Below are 18,624 nucleotides of genomic sequence, written 5' to 3' on the forward strand. Positions count from 1 at the left end.
GGCCTGCTCGGCCGCCAGCTCCGGGCCTCGCATCCATTCGAGCTGCCAGGCCGCGTAGTCCGCGTACTGCACCGTGACGGGCGCGAGGGGAGACGGCTGGCCCGCGAGGAACGCGGCATAGAGGCTCGCCAGCTCGTGGAACATCACACCGGAGGACCAGCCGTCCGACACGATGTGGTGCATCGCGATCAACAGCACGTGCTCGTCCTCACGGACGCGCAGCAACGAGGTGCGCAGCAGCGGCCCCGTCTCCAGGTCGAAGTTCTTGCGCGCCTCTTCTCGAGCCCAACGCTCCACGCCCGCCTTGCCCTCCTCGTCCAGCGCGCAGAGGAGGAGCGGCACCTCGAGCGACTCCGCGATGTGTTGCACCCCGCCCGTATCGGACATGGAGAATCGGGTCCGCAGGACCTCGTGACGGCGCACCACCTCGTTGAGCGCGCGCTCGAGCGCGGCCACGTCGAGGGTGCCCTTCAGCGAGAGCATCACCGCGTTGTTGTTGGCCACATTTCCCGGCTCCAGCCGGTCCATGTACCAGAGCCGCTGCTGCGCGAAGGAGAGCGGCAGCGGGCGCTCGCGGGAGACGCGTTGAATGGGCGGTGGGCCCTCGCGCCGAGCTGTCCCACCCGACTGCACCACGGCACGGGGCGGGGTCGGACGACGCGTCGACACGGGCAGCGGAGGCAGCAACTCCAGCGAGCCATCCAGGCGGCGGCGCGCCCTGCGTCCCATCGCGAGGCGAGGCCCCGCTTCACCGTCCGCGAGCAGGCGGAGCGCGACGGAGGTCGGCGCATTCCAGAGCTTGCGCGGCGCCTGACCTCCCGTCACCACCAGCTCTCCTACGACGCCCACGGGCACGGAGCGGCCTCGCGCGTCCACCACGTCCCACGACACGGCGTCCTTCGTTGAAGGCGAAGCCGCTCCGGACCGCAGCCAGGCTCCCAGCCCGAGCATCGGCTCGCGGCGCGATACCCCGGCCGACAGCGTCCGCGACAGCGCCTCCGCGACCTCCTCCTTCGCCTCTTCGAGCAGGACGTGCTGAACCGGACGCAACGCCTCCGGAGCCTCGGGCAGCGCGGACAGGGCTCGCGCCAGCGTCGCGGTGAGGTGCAGGTGCGTGGCGCCTGTCTGGCGCACCAGCGACAGCAACGCCTCGGCGGCGCTCGGCCCTTCGTGGAGCGTCACGGTGGGCACGGGCGACGTCGACGGTGGCGCGAAGCGTCCTCGCAACACGTCCAGTTGCGTGAGTGAGTCGAGCGTCGCCTCCACCTCCACGCCGAAGTCCACGAGGCAGGCCACCTCATCCACATCCAGGCGCTTCACGCGCTCCACCACCGGTCCACACGTGTCCGGTGTTCCGAAGAGGCCACCCTCCTCCACGTAGCGCGTCAGCCCGTGTTCCAGCAGGGAGTCCATGTCCCCCGGCGTCAGCGAGCGGAAGTCCCCCTTGAGACCCAGGCTGGCCACGAAGGCCTGGAGGATGTCCACCGAGCTGCGGAAGTACTCGAGCAGGGGTTTGCGCACGCGACGGCGGACCTCCGCCTCGTCCTCTCCCATGAACGCGTGGAGCATGAGGCTCACGTGTCCGCGCCCCGCGTGGCCGTGCTGCCGCCAGGCCTCGCGATAGAGCGCCACCTTCGACGCCAGGTCGTCCAGGTTCTGCCCCATCAGGTTCGTGAGGACATACGCCCCCAGCTCACCCGCCATGCGGAACGTGTCGGGGCTCCCCGCCGCCGTGAGCCAGAACGGAAGCTCCTTCTGCACGGGGCGCGGACGAAGGAACACCTCCACCTCGTCACCCGTGCCGTTGCGCCGGAGCACCGAGCCGCCACGCCACAGCGTGCGCACCTCCTCGATGCCCTTGAACATGACCTCCTTGCGCCGCGCATACCGGTCCGGCGCGAAGACGAAGTCATTCGCGTGCCAGCCGGAGGCGAACGACACGCCCACGCGGCCGTTGGACAGGTTGTCCAGCACCGACCACTCCTCCGCCACGAGGATGGGGTCATGCAGCGGAAGCACCACGCTGCCGGCGCGAATCCCCAACTTCTCCGTCACCGTGGCCACGCCCGCGCCGACCACCGCCGGCCGGGGGTACAGCCCGCCGAACGAATGGAAGTGCCGCTCAGGCGTCCACACCGCGGAGAAGCCCCGCGTGTCGGCGTACTTCGCTGCCTCCAACAGCAAGCGGTACTTCCGCCCGCCCAGGGAGTCCTCGTCGTTGGCGAAGAAGGACAGGCTGAAGTCAGGTCCGGGGCGGCCCCCCGCGACGCTCGACGTGGTCAGCACGAGCCGGGCGCGCTCCGATGGCAGCACCACTCGAAGCCCGCGCGTCAGCGCCCATAGCAGCTCCAGTCCCGCTCCCGGCGCCCCCGCTTCCTCCGCGGAGAGCCACGTCCCCGCCGTCACCTCGCCAGCCGCGTCGAGCCGCCGGAACAGCGCGTCCACCGTGCGCGCCGTGTGCATGGCACGCAGTCGCGCGCCCGTGGGCCCCACCAGCGACTCCAGGCAGACCATCGCCTCTGGTGAAGACTCCGTCGCGGGGCGCGAGGTGGAATCCCGCGCCGAGAGTCCGACCTCTGAATCCACCCACGTCGAGAGCGCCGGGACGTGGATGACGCGAGCCGGGTCCAACGGCACGCTCGTGTGCAGACGCGCGTGCGTCAGCAACAAGGGGGGAGCCCCTCCCTCGGGTGCGAGGGTGGCCAGCTCTCGGAGCTGCGGCACGGAGAGCAGCACGTAGGCACCGCCCGCCTCCAGGACCGCCCAGAGCGTCACCACGCGCTCGACCGACGGCTCCAGGCACACGGCCACGAGCACCTCGGGGCCCACGCCCCTCGTGCGCAGCTCGGACGCGAAGCGAGTCGCCTCCGCGTACAAGCTCCGCCACGAGACATCCCCCTGCCCCTCCATCGACAGCGCCACAGCCTCCGGCGTCTGCATGGCGCGAAGCTCCAGCAGCGCGGAGACCGTGCGCGGCGGCGCCGAAGCCTCGGAAGAAGGATGCGGAAGGGCCTTGGGTCCGTCGGCCTCCAGACGCAGGCCGGAGAGCGGCTGCTCGGGGTCCGCGAGGGCCGACGTGAGCAACGACGTCCAGTGCGACAGCAGCCGGTCGATGGTCTGCGGCGCGAAGCGCTCCACCGCGTAGTCGAGCGTGCCCGCGAAGCCTCCGGCGTCCTCACCCATCGACACTGACAGGGGCGACAGTACCGCGCCGAAGCGAGGCGGCCCCTCCTCCACTTCCACCAACTGCATCCGCAGCCCGGGCGCCTGCAGGGTCGCATCGAAGCGGGGGTGCAGGACGAAGAGCGCATCGAACACGCGCTCACGGCCCGGGGCGCGCGTGGGCTCCACCTCATGGATGAGGTGCTCGTAGGGCACATCCGGCTGTGAGTACGCGTCCAGCGTGACATCCCGCACGCGCCCGAGCAGCTCGCGGAACGTGGGGTCCCCGGACAGGTCCGTGCGCAGGGGCACCGCATGCGCGACGTAGCCGATCAACGGCTCCAGCTCCGGACGGGTCCTGTTGCCAATGGGCGTCCCGACCACGATGTCGTCGCGTCCCGCCCAGCGCGCCAGCAGCGCCTGCCACGAAGCGAGCAGCACCATGAAGGGAGTAATTCCCTCACGGCGCGCCAGGGCATGGACCGCGCTCGTCAGTGACTCCGAGAAGCCGACAGCGCGTCGGACTCCGCTCAACGCGGGCCCCTCACCCGGAGGAAGGTCCACGGGCAGGTCCAGCCGTCCGGGCAGGCCGGCCAACCGCTCACGCCAGGCCGCCGCTTGCGAGGAGAAGGCCCCTGACTCCAGGGCCTTCCGCTGCCAGGCCGCGTAGTCGATGTACTGGATCGCCAGCTCCGGCAGGGGTGAGGCCTCGCCTCGCGAGAAGGCGCCGTAGAGCGTCCCCAGCTCGCTGCTGAACACCACCAGCGACCACGTGTCACACACGACATGGTGGACCGAGATGACGAGCAGGTGCTCCTGCTCCTCCAGCTTCAACAACCGGGCGCGCACCACCGGCCCGTGCGTGAGGTCGAACGGATGGGACATCTCCGCGAAGACCCGGTGACGCCACTCCACTTCGCGCGCCTCCGCCGCCATCCCCACGAGGGAGTCGATGGCCAGGGGGACTCGCACCTCTGAGGAGACGCGCTGAACCCTGTGTCCATCCACGTGTGGATACGTCGTGCGCAGGGCCTCGTGACGCCGCGCGACTTCCTCCAAGCTCCGCCGCAACACCGCGACGTCGAGCAGGCCCGACAGCCGCAGGGCCACCGACATGTTCAGCGCGGGGTTGCCCGGGAGCGAGTCCTCCAGCGCGCAGACGCGCTCCTGCACCACGGACAGGGGCAGCACTCCATCACGAGCAATGCGCACCAGGGGCGGCAGCGCGCCTTCCTTCGCGCCCAGGCCCTCGGCTCCCAGTCGCGCCTGGATTCGCGCCGACACGCCCGCCACGGTGGGCGCCTCGAACAAGTCGCTCAGCGGGAGCTGAACCGGGAAGGCCTCGCGCAGCCGCGTGAGCATCTGCGCCGCCATCAGCGAGTTGCCACCCAGCTCCAGGAAGTCATCGTGGATGCCGAAGTCCGAACGGCCCAGTCGCTCGCGCCAGATCGCGAGCACGCCTCGCTCCACATCCGTTCGCGGCCCCGCCTTGTTCGCGGGGACTTCCACCGCCACGGGTGGCTCGGCACGGACGGGCGCGGAGGCCACGCCGGGCGACACCGAGATGACAGGCGTCGTCACGAGCACCGCGGGCGAGTCCAACGCGAAGCGCCGACGCTGAAACGGATACGTGGGCAACGACACCCTGCGGCGTCGCTCGTTCGCATAGACGCGCGTCCAGTCAGGCTCCAGACCCGACTCCCAGAGCGCGCCCAGCGCCTCCATGAGCACGCCGTGTTCACTGACCTTCGAGCCGGCACGAGGCAGTGAGGCCACCGCGCGCCCCGCGTGTCCACGCAGGCCCAGCCGCGCCAGCGAGGTGAGCGCCTGGTCCGGTCCCACCTCCAGGAAGAGGGTGAAGCCGCCCTCCTTCAGCGTCTCCAGTCCATCCCCGAAGCGCACCGGGGCCCGCATCTGTCGCGCCCAGTAAGCGGGGTCCGTGGCCTCCTCCGGACGAATCCACGTGCCCGTGACGCTGGAGACATACGGCGCCCGTGGCGCGGAGAGGCGCAGGCCCGCCACCACGCGCGACAGCTCCTCCTTCAGCGGCTCCACGGCATCCGAATGGAAGGCATGTCCGGCGGGCAGTCGCAGCACGCCCACACCTCGGGCCACCAGCTCACGCTCCAGGGCTTCGACTTCCGCCGTGGGCCCGGACACCACGCACCGCTCGGGCCCGTTCACCGCCGCCAGGGCGAGCGCTCCCGTCAGCAACGGGCGCACCACCTCTTCCGCGCAGCCCACCGCCGTCATGCTTCCCGGAGGCAGTCGCGACATCAGCCGTCCGCGCGCCACCACCAACGTCAGCGCGTCCTCCAACGGCAGGACTCCCGCGAGGCAGGCCGCCGTGTACTCGCCGAAGCTGTGTCCCAGCAGCGCCCCCGGCTGGATGCCCCACGATACCCAGAGCTTCGCCAGCGCGTACTCCACGCAGAACAGCGCGGGCAGCGCGTGACGTGGGTCGCCCAGCGCCTCGCGTGCCACGGCCTCCGCGCCCGGACCGGGCAGCAGCACGTCGCGCAGCACCTTCTCCAGCGCGGGCCCCAGCTCGCGCAGACAGGTGTCCACCGTTTCGCGGAAGAGCGGCTCCGCGCCGTACAGCTCGCGCCCCATCCCCAGCGACTGCGCGCCCTGCCCTGGAAACAGGAAGGCCACGCGCCGCTCTCGCGCGGCGGCCATGTCCTCCAGCACGCGCCCGTTGCTCGGCGTCCGCAGTCGCGCGAGCAGCTCCGCCCGGTCCTTCGCCACCACCGCGAGCCGATGCTCGAAGGCGCCCCGCCCCAGGTTGCGCGTGAAGGCCACGTCCGCGAGCGACACGTCCGCGGGGGCCGACTCCAGCCACTCCGCCAGCTCATGCACCGACGTGGTGAGCGCTTGCGCCGTGCGCGCGGACACGGTGACGAGCTGCGCGGGCCGAGCACTCGGGCCCGAGGCCGCCTTCTTCGGCGCCTCCTCCAGCACCGCATGCGCGTTGGTGCCGCCAATCCCGAACGAGCTCACTCCCGCGCGCCGGGGCACTTCGCCACGCGGCCAGGCGCGCTTCTCCGCGACGACGGAGAAGGGACTGTTCGCGAAGTCGATGGCGGGGTTGGGCGACGTGAAGTGGAGCGTGGGAGGTATCACCTCCTCGGAGAGCACCAGGGCCGCCTTGATGAACCCCACGAGCCCGGCCGCGGTGTCGAGGTGTCCGAGGTTCGTCTTCACCGAGCCCAGGCCGCAGTAGCCCTTGCGGTCCGTGTCCCGCCGGAAGGCCCGCGTCAGCGCCGCGACCTCGATGGGGTCTCCCAGCGCCGTGCCGGTGCCATGCGCCTCGACGTAGCCGATGTCGTCCGCCGTCAGCCCCGCATAGGCGAGCGCCTCGCCGACGACGTCCGCCTGTCCCTCCACGCTGGGCGCCGTGTAGCCCACCTTCAGGCCACCATCGTTGTTCAGCGCGGAGCCTCGGATGACGGCGTGGATGTGGTCTCCATCCCGCAGCGCGTCCGCCAGCGGCTTGAGCACCACCGCCGCGACGCCATTGCCCGGCACCGTGCCGGCCGCGCGCGCGTCGAAGGCACGGCAGTGTCCATCCGGAGAGAGGATCATCCCCTCCTGGAAGAGGTAGCCGGTGCGCTGTGGCAACGAGACACGCACCGCGCCCGCCAGCGCGATGTCGGACTGGCGCAGCAGCAAGCTTTGACAGGCCATGTGCACCGCGACCAGGCCGGTGGAACATGCCGTGTAGACGGCGAGGCTCTCACCCCGCAGCCGCAGCTTGAAGGACGCCTTGGTGGCCAGGTTCTCGCCGGACGTGCCCATCACCTCGTACAGCGAGGCGGGGTCCAGTTGTCCCTGTCCCAGCATGCCCAGCGTGTGCAGCGACGGCGACGCGCCCGCGTACAGGGAGATCTTCCCCGCGTAGCGAGTCGGGTCATAGGCCGCGTCCTCGAGCGCGGCCCAGGCGCATTCCAAGAACACCCGCTGCTGCGGGTCCATCCACAACGCCTCGCGCGGGGGCACGTCGAAGAAGTCCGCGTCGAAGGTATCCGCCCCCTCCAGCACCCCCGCCACGGGCACGAAGTCCGGGTGCTTGCGCAGCGCTTCGGGCACCAGTGGCGAGGCTTCCAGCGACACAGGCGACAGGCGGGAGACCGACTCCACGCCGTCGAGGAGATTGCGCCAGAGCTCCCGCACATTCGCCGCGCCGGGAAACCGCCCGGCCATACCGATGATGGCGATGTCGTTGCCGCTACCGTTCGTCAGGTCCTGGTCCGCCATGATCTCAGGTGTTCCTTCCGCCGCGACGCTGGAGAGCCTGACGACGGGCCTCCGCACGCTCCTGGTGCTTTACGCTCTGCGTCCCCGGCTCCGACTCGGAGGTCAGCCTCCGCGCCAGCGCGTGGACCGTGGGATGCTCGAAGAAATGGGTGACGGGGACCTCCCGGCCGAGCACCTCGCGCAGCCGGGCGCACGCGCGCACCGCCGACAGCGAGCTGCCGCCCAGGTCATCGAAGAAGTGGGCGTGCACGCTCACCGTCGGATACCCGAGCGTCTCCGCCCACGCCTGCACCAGCGTCTCCTCCAAGGGCGTGCGCGGCGAGCCCTCCGAGGGAGCCGCTCGCGCCGGAGCCGGCAGGGCCCGCGTGTCCACCTTGCCGCTGGACAACAACGGCAGCGCCTCCAACGGGACGAGGTCCGCGGGGATGAGGTGCTCCGGCAGGCGCGCGCGGAGACTCGCTCGCACCTCTCCTGGAGTCGGCATCCCGCCTTCGGGCGGCACCACGTACGCGACCAGTCGAGGCTCTCCTCCCGCCGGCGGGCGCCACACCCGGACATGGGCCTGCCGCATCCCCGCCAGTTCGCGCAGGGCCACCTCCACCTCGCCTGGCTCGATGCGGAACCCGCGCAGCTTCACCTGCGCATCCAACCGGCCCAGCAAGTCGAGGTGACCGGACGGACGCCAACGCGCCAGGTCGCCAGTGCGATACAGGCGCGCCCCCGGCACGGTGCCATACGGGTCCGGGATGAAGCGCTCGGCGGTCAGGTCCGGGCGCCCTTCGTAGCCGCGCGCGACGGCCAGTCCTCCCAGGAACAGCTCTCCCGTCACGCCAGGAGGAACAGGTCGCAGGGACTCGTCGAGCACGTAGGCCTCGACATGCGGCAAGGGCGGGCCGATGTCCGGCGCTCCGGTTCCCACGACACACGTGGACCACGCCGAGCAGACGGTGACTTCGGTGGGGCCATAGGCGTTCAGCATCACCCGCCCCGGGGCGAAGCGGGACACCAGGTCCTCCGGACAGGGCTCGCCCGCGGAGACGAGCGTCTTCAAATCTGGAAGGGGTGTGTCCGGCAACAACGCGCAGGCAGACGGAGGGAGCGTCACCAGGTTGATGCGTTCCTCGCGCAGCACCCGGTGCAGCGTCTCACCCGCGAGCACCTCGCCCGGAGGAGGCAGGACCAGCGTCGCTCCCGTCATCAAGCCCTGGATGTATTCCCAGACGGAGACGTCGAAGGCCGGTGAGGCGAACTGAAGCACCCTCGCTCCAGGGGCCAACGCGAAACCCTGTCGAATCGTCTCGACCAGTTGCAGGGCGCTCCGATGCGAGATCATCACGCCCTTCGGACGTCCCGTGCTGCCGGAGGTGTAGATGATGTACGCCGTGCAGTCCGACGTGGGCAGCGTGTGCGGTTCGTGCGGAGAGTCTCCGTCTCGTGCGTCACGAGCGCCGTGCTCCTCCCATGGGAGCGTCGTCACTTCCGGTGGCAGCGTCAGTCGCCGTGCGAACCGCTCCTGGACGAGCAGCCAGCGCGCGCCGGAATCGCTCAACATCCAGGAGACCCGCTCCGAGGGGTAGCCCTGATCGAACGGCACCACCGTTCCACCGGCCTTCAGCACCGCCAGGAAGGCGATGAGCGCCTCGGGCCCTCCGCGCTCCAACTGCACGCCGACTCGACACTCGGGGCCCACACCCTGGCGGCGCAGTCTCGCCGCGACCCGGTCCGACCAGTCATTCACCTCGCGATACGTCCACCGCGACGCGCCCGCCACCAGCGCCTCGGCTTCTGGCGTCCGGGCCACCCAGGACTCGAAGGCCTCGTGCAGACCTGTCAGCGCCAGGGGCTCGGACGTCGCTCGCCCGCGACCTGCCGCCAGCGCCGCGCGTCGCTCTACTTCGTCCAGCAGGGGCAGCTCCAACAGGGGCACGTCGGGAGTCCGCGACGCTGCGTCCAGCAGTGCCGCCAGGTGACGGGCCATGCGCTGGGCAACCTGCGTGTCGAACAGGTCCGTGCAGTACTCCAGGCTCGCCGCGAAGCCTCCTCGCGACTCCGCCATCGACAACGTCAGGTCGAAGGCCGCGGCCTGGTTTTGAAGCGGGAAGGACTCCAGCTCCAGTGCGCCCAGCCGGACTTGTGTCCCCTCGCCTCCGAGCGCGAAGGGCGCGAGGGCTTCGCGCCCCGGACGCCCGGAGTGCAGCACGAACATCGTCTGGAACACGGGCGCGCGCGACGCATCCCGCCGAGGCTGGAGCCGCTCGACGAGCCGCGCGAAGGGCAGCTCCTGGCGCTCCAGCGCCTCCAACACCACGCCGCGCACCTCCGCCAGCAGCGCGGAGAACGACATCCCCTTCGTCACAGTGGCGCGAAGGGGCACGGGGTTGACGAAGTAGCCCACCTGGCGCGCCAGGTCCGCGCGCGCCCGGCCCGCTGTCGGCGTCCCCACCAGCAAGTCCTCGTGTCCGGTGTAGCGGCGCAGGAAGGCGAGGTAGCCCGCAAGGAGCACCATGAAGGGCGTGGCGCCGCGAGTGGTCCCCAGCGACAGCAAGCGCGAGGCAGTCTCCTCTTCCACGCGGAAGGGCACGGCGGCGCCTCGGAAGGACTGGAGCCGGGGGCGTGGGCCCGACGTGGGCAGCTCCAGCACTGGCAGCTCGCCGCTCAGCTTCTCGCGCCACCACGCCTGGAGCCCGTCGCCTCGCGTCCCCGCATGGAGCACCTCTTGCGCGCGGAGGATGGGGGCGACAGGGGCCGGGGGTGGCGGCAGCGCCGCGGGGACGCCTTGAAGGCCGGCGGTGTAGAGGACCCCCAGCTCCTCGGCCATCACCTCCAGCGACCAGAAGTCGGTGATGAGGTGGTGGAAGACGAGCAGGAGCACCGGGCCACCCTCGACGTCGGTGAAGACCCGCATGCGCATCATCGGCCCGCTCGCCAGGTCGAAGGGACGGTGCGTCTCCGCGTCCAGTCGCTCGCGCAGGGCCGCTTCCGTCCAGCCCCGAGCGGACTCCTGCTCCAGCACGGGCGCGGCGGCGGGACGGAGCACCGGCTCACCCCGCTCCTCGGGGAACGCGCACGCGAGCGCGGGATGACGGGTGACGAGCCCGGAGAACGCCTGCGCCAGGACGTCCAGGTCCACGTCCCGCGACAGGCGCATCGCGCGCGCGATGTGATACGCGGTGCTCCCCGGCGCCAGTCGCTGAAGGAACCAGAGCGCGCGCTGTCCGTCCGAGACATGAGGCACCGCGTCCCCGACGTCCGGAGCGTCGGCCGACGAATCAGAGGGCTCTGCTCCCGCGCCGCGCACGCGCTCCACCCACGCGGCCACATCGCGCAGACTCGGCCCCTGGAGCAGGAGCGTGGGCGGCAACGACACGCGCCACGTCTGCTGCACCGCATGCATCACATCCAGCCCGCGCAGCGAGTCCAGGCCGTACTGCGTGAGCGGAGCATCGGCGTCCAGCGTGCTCGCGGCGACACCGAGCCTCCGCGCCACCTCGCTCGCGAGCCACGAGAACACGTCTCCAGAAGTCGGCGCCTCCGACGCGAGCGCAACCCCGTCCCGCGCGAGCACGTCCGCGCGGCTCTCCCGCCACTCCCTCACGACCTCCAGGTCCCCGGCGAGGAACGCCTGCTTCGTCACGCGCCGCTGCACCTTGCCGCTGGACGTCTTGGGCAGACTCCCCGAGGTGATGAGCACCACCGCGTGCGCCGCCACGCCGTGCTCTTCGACGAGCGTGGCCCGGATGCGCGCGAGCGCCTCGTCGATGACGCTCCCTTCGGCAGCCCTCCCGGAGACCTCCTGAACGATGACGAGCCGCTCCTCGCCCTCCGCCTCGACCGAGAACGCGACGCCACACCCCGGACGCAGGGCCGAGTGGCCGCGCTCCACCGTCAGCTCCAGGTCCTGCGGGTACAGGTTGCGCCCGCGCAGGATGAGCACGTCCTTCAAGCGCCCCGTGACGAAGACCTCTCCGCCCTCGACGATGCCCAGGTCTCCCGTGCGCAGGAAGGGCCCCTCTCCCGTCCCAGCGAGTCGTCCCTGGAAGTCGCGCTCCGTCTCCTCGGGACGCTGCCAGTAGCCCTCCGCGACGCTGGGCCCGCGCACCCACAGCTCGCCCACCTGCCCCGGGGCCTTCGGCTCGCGTGTCTGGGGGTCCACCACGCGCAGCTCCTGCGCGCCCAGCACCTCGCCGCTGCCCACCAGGACCGCGCTGTCGTCGGTATGAGCGGGCGACCGCGCCTCGCCCCGCTCCAGGCCCTCGCGGGAGAAGCCGCGCACCACCAGGTCCACCGGACGCTCCGCGACGCGCTGACGGCCCGTGACGATGAGCGTGCCCTCCGCGAGCCCGTAACAGGGATAGAGCGCGTGACGTCGAAAGCCCGCGGGCGCGAACGCCTCCTCGAAGCGCGCCATCGTCTCCGCGCGCACTGGCTCCGCGCCACAGAACGCGACCTCCCAGCGACTGAGGTCCAGCGCGGCCCGCTCCTCCGGCGTGCTCTTGCGCACGCACAAGTCGAACGCGAAGTTGGGCCCTCCGCTCACCGTGCCGCCGTGGCGCGAGATGATCTCCAGCCACCGCATGGGCCGCTGGAGGAAGAACAACGGCGCCATCAGCGACGCATGCATGTCCCGATACAGCGGATGGACGATGCCGCCGATGAGCCCCATGTCGTGGTACGGCGGCAGCCACGAGACGAACCTCGGGTTCGGCTTCGCGTCGAACCCCAGGGCGATGAGCTCGCAGTTGTGCATCAACTGCTTGTGGGCCAGCACCACGCCGCGCGGCGAGCCGGTGGAGCCCGACGTGTACTGGAGGAACGCCACCGTGTCGTCGCGCACGCCCGCCTCACGCCACGACGCGGCCTCGTCGAGGGGCACCGTGTCCGTCGACAACCAGCGCAGCGCGCGCAGGTCCTCCAGTCCCTCGGTGAGCGGTCCCACCAGCTCCGAGATTCCGGACGTCGTGAGCGCCACGCGCGCGCCGCAGTCCGCCACCAGCGCCTGGAGCCGGGGCAGCGTGCGCCCCAGTCGCATCACATCCGGCGGATATGCGGGCACCGCCACCACGCCCGCATAAAGGCACGCGAGGAAACCCACCACGTACTCACGCCCCGGTGAATACATGAGCAACGCCCTGTCTCCGGGCGCCATCTCCCGCTGGAGCCGCGCCGCCACCGCGCGCACCTGCGCGTCCAGCTCCGCGTAGGTGACAGTGTGCTCCCCCTCTTCGTCGACGAACGTGAAGATGGGATCCGTTGGCTGAGACACAGCCCGGGAGCGGCACACGTCGACGAGGGTGGCTGTCTCTGGACGAACGAACGCGGAGGCGGGGGCAGCGCGAGTCGGCAGGTGCATGTCGAATGTCCCGAGGGGGTTTTTCAGCGAGACGGCGGCCGTTTCAGCTCGGCACACACGCGTCCCGTGAATCCGGGCGCGAAGTCCCTGCTGCTCCGACCGACGCCCCCTGGATTCGCCGTACTTTTAATGGATTCTCGCCATGCAGAAAAGGCGCGTCATCACGAATGACCCAGCACATCGGTGTTGACCGGTTGCATATTCACGAACGTTCGTGACGATGTGCGGCGTCGACCCCCGACGAGAGGAGCCACTTCCATGAAGTACACGCAACTGGGCCGCACCGGCCTGCGCGTCTCACGGCTGTGCCTGGGCTGCATGAGCTACGGCACGCCCTCGTGGCGCCCATGGGTCCTCGACGAGGAAGCCTCGCAGCCGTTCTTCCGCCGCGCGGTGGAGATGGGCATCAACTTCTTCGACACGGCGGACATGTACTCGCTCGGTGTCAGCGAAGAGGTGACGGGCCGTGCGCTGCGACGCTACGCGAAGATGGAAGAGGTGGTGGTCGCCACCAAGGTGTACTTCCCCATGGCGGACGGGCCCAACATGCGAGGGCTGTCCCGCAAGCACATCGTCCAGGCGTGCGAGGCCAGCCTGAAGCGCCTGGGCATGGAGACCATCGACCTCTATCAGATCCACCGGATGGACCCGCACACGCCGCTGGAGGAGACGCTGTCCGCGCTGGAGCAGCTCGTCCGCCAGGGAAAGGTGCGCTACCTGGGCGCGTCGTCCACGTATGCGTGGCAGTTCGCGCGGGCCCTGGGCGTGGCGGACCTGAAGGGCTGGTCCCGCTTCGTGTCCATGCAGGACCACTACAACCTCGTCTATCGCGAGGAGGAGCGGGAGATGCTGCCCCTGTGCGAGGCGGAGGGCATTGGCGTGCTCCCCTGGTCTCCGCTCGCGCGCGGCCTGCTCGCGGGGACGCGCAAGTCCCTAGGAGACCGGGACGCGACGCCGCGCGCGAAGACGGATGCCTACGCGCCGGTGCTGTATGACCAGCCGGGAGACTGGGACGTGGTGGAGGCCACGCGACGGGTGGCGGAGGCGCGCAACGTGGCTCCCGCCCAGGTCGCCCTGGCGTGGCTGCTGTCACGTCCCGTGGTGACGGCGCCCATCATCGGCGCCACGAAGATGGAGCACCTGGAGGATGCCCTGCGCGCCGTGGACCTCGAGCTCCGGCCCGAGGAGCTCCAGGCCCTGGAGGCGCCCTACCAGCCCCACGCGCTGCGCGGCATGTAGGCCGCGGCAGCGGTACCGCGAGAAACTCAGAGGTCCACCCGGCTGGAGGGTTGCGACGCCTCCACCGGAGCCTCCGCCGGAGCGGGCGTGGGCAGCTCCAGGAAGGCGGCCCGAGGACCAGAGCCGCCGTAGGCCACCGCCTCGATGCGGTTGGTGCGCGGGGCGCGCGGGTCCCTCGGCAGGCACTCGGCCTCCGACTCCTGGAGCTTCAGCTCCGTGCGGGACTGCGCGATCCGGTCGATGCGCGGCGGGACGTAATTGACGGCGTCCTCGAACGCATAGCGGGTGAGCATGCGCGTCACCGTCGCTGTCCCACAGCGGGTCTCGGGCCTCGACACCGTGAAGGTGGCGCTGCTCAGCGCGTTGGAGCCGCCCTGGGAGGGGTGGACACCACTGCGGATGGCCTGCGTCATCGTCTGGGACACCATGACCTGCTGACACACCGTCATCACGTCCGGCACGGGGCGAGCGACGAGCCGCAGCGGGGCGTACTTCCCCGCCGACATGGCGGTGCGAACCAGGGCCTTCCACGGCGGAAGAGGGCCCTCCGGCATCAGCTGCGTGCGGCACTCCAGCTCCGTGCCCGCGTCGTTCGCCATGAACACCACCTGGACGTTGCTGATGTAGCGCGCCCCCGACGTCTCCGCGCGCTCCAGGAACCTCAGCACCAGCGCGCTGCCGTCCTGCGCGTGGCCGAAGGGCATGGAGATGGCCCAGGGCTCGAAGCCGGACTGCTTCGCCAGCTCCGGGGTGGCGACGATGACGGGCGGCCCCTGACGCACCAGGGTGGACCGAGAGCACCCGGCGGAGAAGAGCAGCAACAGGGTCAGCGCGGAGCGACGCATCAAGAGTCCCCTTGGTGGGTTTTGCCTTCCCCGCAAAATACCACCGTCGCGACAAGCCGGTGCACCGCGGGCCCAGGGAGCAAGCATCCCCGGGCGGGCCGATATGGACGTGCCCCCCAGACGTTACCCACGAGCCCCGGCATGCCTGAGCCACTGCGCCGCTGAGCGCAGGTCCGCCTCGAAGTGGATGCGCAGCTCCGCGCGCTCCCGAGGGTCCACCCGGCTCAGGACGTCCGAGGGCGCGAAGGTGGCCATGGCGCCACGTGCCCAGGGCGTCTGGACGAACTGTCCCCGGTTCAAGTGAAGGCGGAACCCCGGCCCCAGCACGGCCTGCCCCGCGACGCCGCCCAGCGCGAGCATCAACAGCGGGCGCACCGAGGCCACCTCCGACGCCAGCGCTTCGCGGAACGCCTGTGCCTCTCTCCAGCCCGGCACCTCCGTGTCCCCTTCTGACCAGGGCCCCCGCGAGACATGAAGGTCCGTGGGCTTCAGCCCCGCACGCGAGAGCACCACCTCCAGCAGTCGCCCCGCCGGCCCCACGAAGCCCGGCACGTCCCCGTCCTCCCGCGTGTCGGGCACGTCTCCCACCATCATCACTGGCGCGCCCACCTGGGGCCCTTCCAGTGGGGTCGGCGATCTCCGTGAGAGCACGCTTCGCGCCGTGCCTCCGGTTCGTGGCGGCGCTTCCCACGCCAGCCCCGCGCCATAGCTGAGCCGCGCCAGGTCCCAGTGCGCGCTGACGTCCGGAGTGAAGAGGCTCCAGCGCAGCGTGGGAAACCGCCCCACGAGGAAGGGCGCCGCCAGCCTGACGACGTGGTGCTCCGGCCGGTACCACGCGACATACCGCTCCGCGCCGTCCGACAGCCCGCGCCGGAAGCGGACGCGAATCACGAGGCCGCGCATGTCCCGCCGCACCGCGCGCTCCATCCGCCGCAGACGCTGGACGTCCCGGTCCACCTCCCGCTCCAGCAGGCGCCGCTCCCCGTGCGTCAGCCGCCAGAGCACGCGGTACAGCAGCGCCCAGCGCTCCGGCTCCCGGTGACACACCACCTTCTCCGCCAGCCCCAGGAAGTCCCGGGGCACCACCGGTAGAGCCCCCGCCGCCATGCCGCTCAACAGCGCATCCACCCGTCCATTCCACGGGCCCGGCGCTTCCTCGAAGGACACCCGCTCCGGAGGCAGTCCCCGCGCCAACAGCCCCCGCGCCACTTCCCGAAACACCGCCAGCTCCGGCGCCACACTCACCCGCACCTGGACCTCCTGGTCGCTCAGCGACACACGCCGCGAGCCACCTCCGAGGGTGCTCGCGCGCGTGGAGGGGTTCTACCCTCCAGGTCTGACATCACCATCCCACCCGTGACGTCTCCCAGCTTCCTCGCGGCTATTCCTCCTTCGCGAGCACGTCCACCTGCTCCTGGAGTCCCTCCAGCTCCTCGAAGAAGGAGTCCACGGGCTGGGCACGGGCCAGGCGGAACGCGGGGGGCAACAGCGTGCGAGGGAAGTCCAGCGACGTGCTGAAGGGCTCGTTGCCCAGCAGGTCATTCGCCCGGGACAGGGCGCCGAAGCTCAGCGTCACCACGGCGAGCACCCTCACCAGCCGCCCGGGCTCCCACCGCGCCACGTAGCGCAGGTGCCAGAACAGGCCCCAGCCCATGAGCAGCAGGAACGCCGCGTGGTACAGCCAGGTCAGGCCCGCGCCCAGCCCCAGGCTGAAGCCGAGCGCCGACATGAGCGGCGGCAGCGACACCGCGCCCAGCAACACCAGGCTGCCGATGGTGGCGTGCGTGCGGTAGTGGAACCGGCGGCGGGAGATGCGACTGGCGACGGCCCAGCCGCCCGCCCACAGCAGCGTCAGGGTGAGCGGCGTCACCACCGCCACCGTCAAATCGCCCCAGTCCGTGCGGCCGTAGTTGCCCAGGTGCGTCTCCAGGGTGCTGACGCAGAGCAGCGCCAGCAGCGCCACGGGGAAGGCGCGGGCGTGCTCGAACACGCGCTCCCTGGGCGCGACGGGCGCGGTGATGACGGTGCCGGGCACCGCGTGATCTCTTCGCCGGAAGCGCAGCACCGTGTCACCCACGGCCACGCGCGTATCAGGCGCCAGCTCCAGCTCCGCGAGCGGGGCCCAGGGGTCCACCCGCCAGGTGCCGTTGTGACTGCCCACGTCGCGCACCACGAGCGCGCCGTCCTCGCGCCGCTCGATGCGCAGGTGTTCGGGGGAGACCTTGGGGTCGTCGAGGATGACGTCGTTCGAGTACGCCCGGCCAATCGTCGCGGGGAAGCGCTCCAGACGGTGGCGCTCGTGGACGGAGTCGCCTTCCAGCACCTCCAGGAAGATCATTTCGTCCACGACAGCCCCTCCAGGTAGCGGCGCGCCAGCTTGCGCGCGTTGTCCGCCGTGAAGCCGCCCAGCGTGAGGCTGGTGTCGACTCCGCTGGTGCTGGCGTTGAGCGCGGCGGCGCGCAGCACCAGGTCGTAGAGGCCGGGGAAGCGCTTGTACGCGCGCAGGCACATCGCGGCGCGCACCGGCAGGCCCGCCACGTCCACGAACTCCGTGGCGCAGCGGAAGTTGGTGACGTCCTCGCGCGAGGCCTCCACCGTGTCCGGGTCCTGCGCGTACAGCGCGCTGTACAGGGAGGAGAAGCGCAGCGCGCCCAGCTTCTGGCTGGAGGCCTGCTGGTGCAGGAACGTCACCACGCCCGTGCGGTGATGCGAGGACAGGTAGATGTCCTCCTCCGAGGAGCACTGGTAGTTCGTCACCGTGTACGGAACCTCCGGGTCATGCGGCGTGTCGCCCCAGCACTTGAGGAAGGGAATCCACCGGCCCGGGACCTGGTAGGCGCCCAGCTTCTGCTTCGGCACCGGCGCCGCCAGCATCTGCTCGGTGAGGCGCTGCTGGTTCTCGACGAGCTGCGCGCGCACGCGGTCCACCAGGATGAGCGCGTCGTCCGGCTTCGCCTCCAGCGCCCGCGTCAGGAGCGCGCTCGCGTGCTTCACCGGGACGAGGAAGCCGAGCTGGTTGCCCATGGTGGCGACGTTGACGCCCACCACGCGGCCCTGCCCCGTGAGCGTGGGCCCACCGCTCATGCCGGGGTTGATGGCGCCGCTGAAGTGGATGCGCTCGTAGAGCGAGTCCTGGATGAAGCCGTTGTAGGTGCCCTCGACGATGGTGGTCCCCAGGTCGTGCGGGTTGCCCATGGCGTACAGGCGCGCGCCCTGCGGCGGCTCGCGGTCCTCCAGGGCGAAGAACTCCTTCACCGCGCCTTCCATCCGGATGACGGCCAGGTCATGCACGACGTCCACGTCCACCAGTCGCACCGGCACGGGCTCGCCGCCGCTGCGCAGGACGAGCTCCGCGGTGTAGTCCTCCGGGTGGAGCACCACGTCTGAGACCACGTGGTAGTTGGTGATGGCGTGCCCGGTGGCCGAGACGAAGAAGGCCGAGCCGATGGACGAGCGCGTGCCGGAGCGTCGCTCGATGATGCGCACCTGGGCGACGCGGTTCTGGATGCGCTGGAACAGCTCGTGGGTGGCTGGAGGCAGCACGGCTGGTGGGGACTCGGGCGCGGGAACAGGCGCGACGGCGGGTTCGCTTTCGGCGGGAGACAGCACACCCGGTTCCGAGGGAGCGACCGACGGCGCCTGCCCCAGCACGGCGACGAGGAAGAGGACGAACATGGATGCCGCGCACGCTATCCCAGCGCCGCGCGCGTGGGCACCGAGTCGCGACAGAAGCGGAGCCCGCGTGCGCTCGCCGCCCCACCTGCCCTGTTG

At 70.9% G+C, this 18,624-nt stretch carries 7 protein-coding genes; 1 reads left to right on the forward strand and 6 read right to left on the reverse strand.

The window, feature by feature from the left end; all coding sequences use genetic code 11:
- The coding region (locus ACN469_RS17800) for a MupA/Atu3671 family FMN-dependent luciferase-like monooxygenase (RefSeq protein ID WP_498769454.1) at positions 1-7,419 on the reverse strand (7,419 nt) is incomplete at its 3' end.
- A 4-nt stretch (positions 7,420-7,423) separates the two neighbouring features.
- A complete protein-coding gene (locus ACN469_RS17805; RefSeq protein ID WP_498769456.1) occupies positions 7,424-12,769 on the reverse strand; it encodes an amino acid adenylation domain-containing protein in 5,346 nt (1,781 codons plus the stop codon).
- Positions 12,770-13,027: 258 nt separating this feature from the next.
- Here ACN469_RS17805 and ACN469_RS17810 point away from each other — a divergent pair, with 258 nt between their 5' ends.
- Positions 13,028-14,008, forward strand: a complete 981-nt coding sequence (locus ACN469_RS17810) for an aldo/keto reductase (protein WP_498769458.1) — start codon at positions 13,028-13,030, stop codon at positions 14,006-14,008.
- A 26-nt stretch (positions 14,009-14,034) separates the two neighbouring features.
- Here the strand turns inward: ACN469_RS17810 and ACN469_RS17815 are convergent, their stop codons facing one another.
- The 4 genes from ACN469_RS17815 to ACN469_RS17830 form a co-directional block, all read right to left on the reverse strand.
- Positions 14,035-14,853, reverse strand: coding sequence for a hypothetical protein (locus ACN469_RS17815; RefSeq protein ID WP_498769459.1), 819 nt, complete (start codon positions 14,851-14,853; stop codon positions 14,035-14,037).
- Between the two features lie 123 nt (positions 14,854-14,976).
- The gene (locus ACN469_RS17820; RefSeq protein WP_498769461.1) at positions 14,977-16,131 is read right to left on the reverse strand and encodes a DUF4130 domain-containing protein; all 1,155 of its coding nucleotides are present in this window, start codon (positions 16,129-16,131) and stop codon (positions 14,977-14,979) included.
- 103 nt (positions 16,132-16,234) lie between these two features.
- Entirely contained in the window at positions 16,235-17,200 is a 966-nt protein-coding gene (locus ACN469_RS17825) for an FHA domain-containing protein (protein WP_498769463.1), read from the reverse strand.
- Complete coding sequence (locus ACN469_RS17830) at positions 17,188-18,528, reverse strand: S1C family serine protease (RefSeq protein ID WP_498769465.1); 1,341 nt, start codon at positions 18,526-18,528, stop codon at positions 17,188-17,190. Before ACN469_RS17830 ends, ACN469_RS17825 begins: the two co-directional genes overlap by 13 nt.
- Positions 18,529-18,624: the final 96 nt, after the last annotated feature.

It is taken from the genome of Corallococcus terminator (genome assembly GCF_049194865.1).
GTDB lineage: Bacteria > Myxococcota > Myxococcia > Myxococcales > Myxococcaceae > Myxococcus > Myxococcus terminator_A.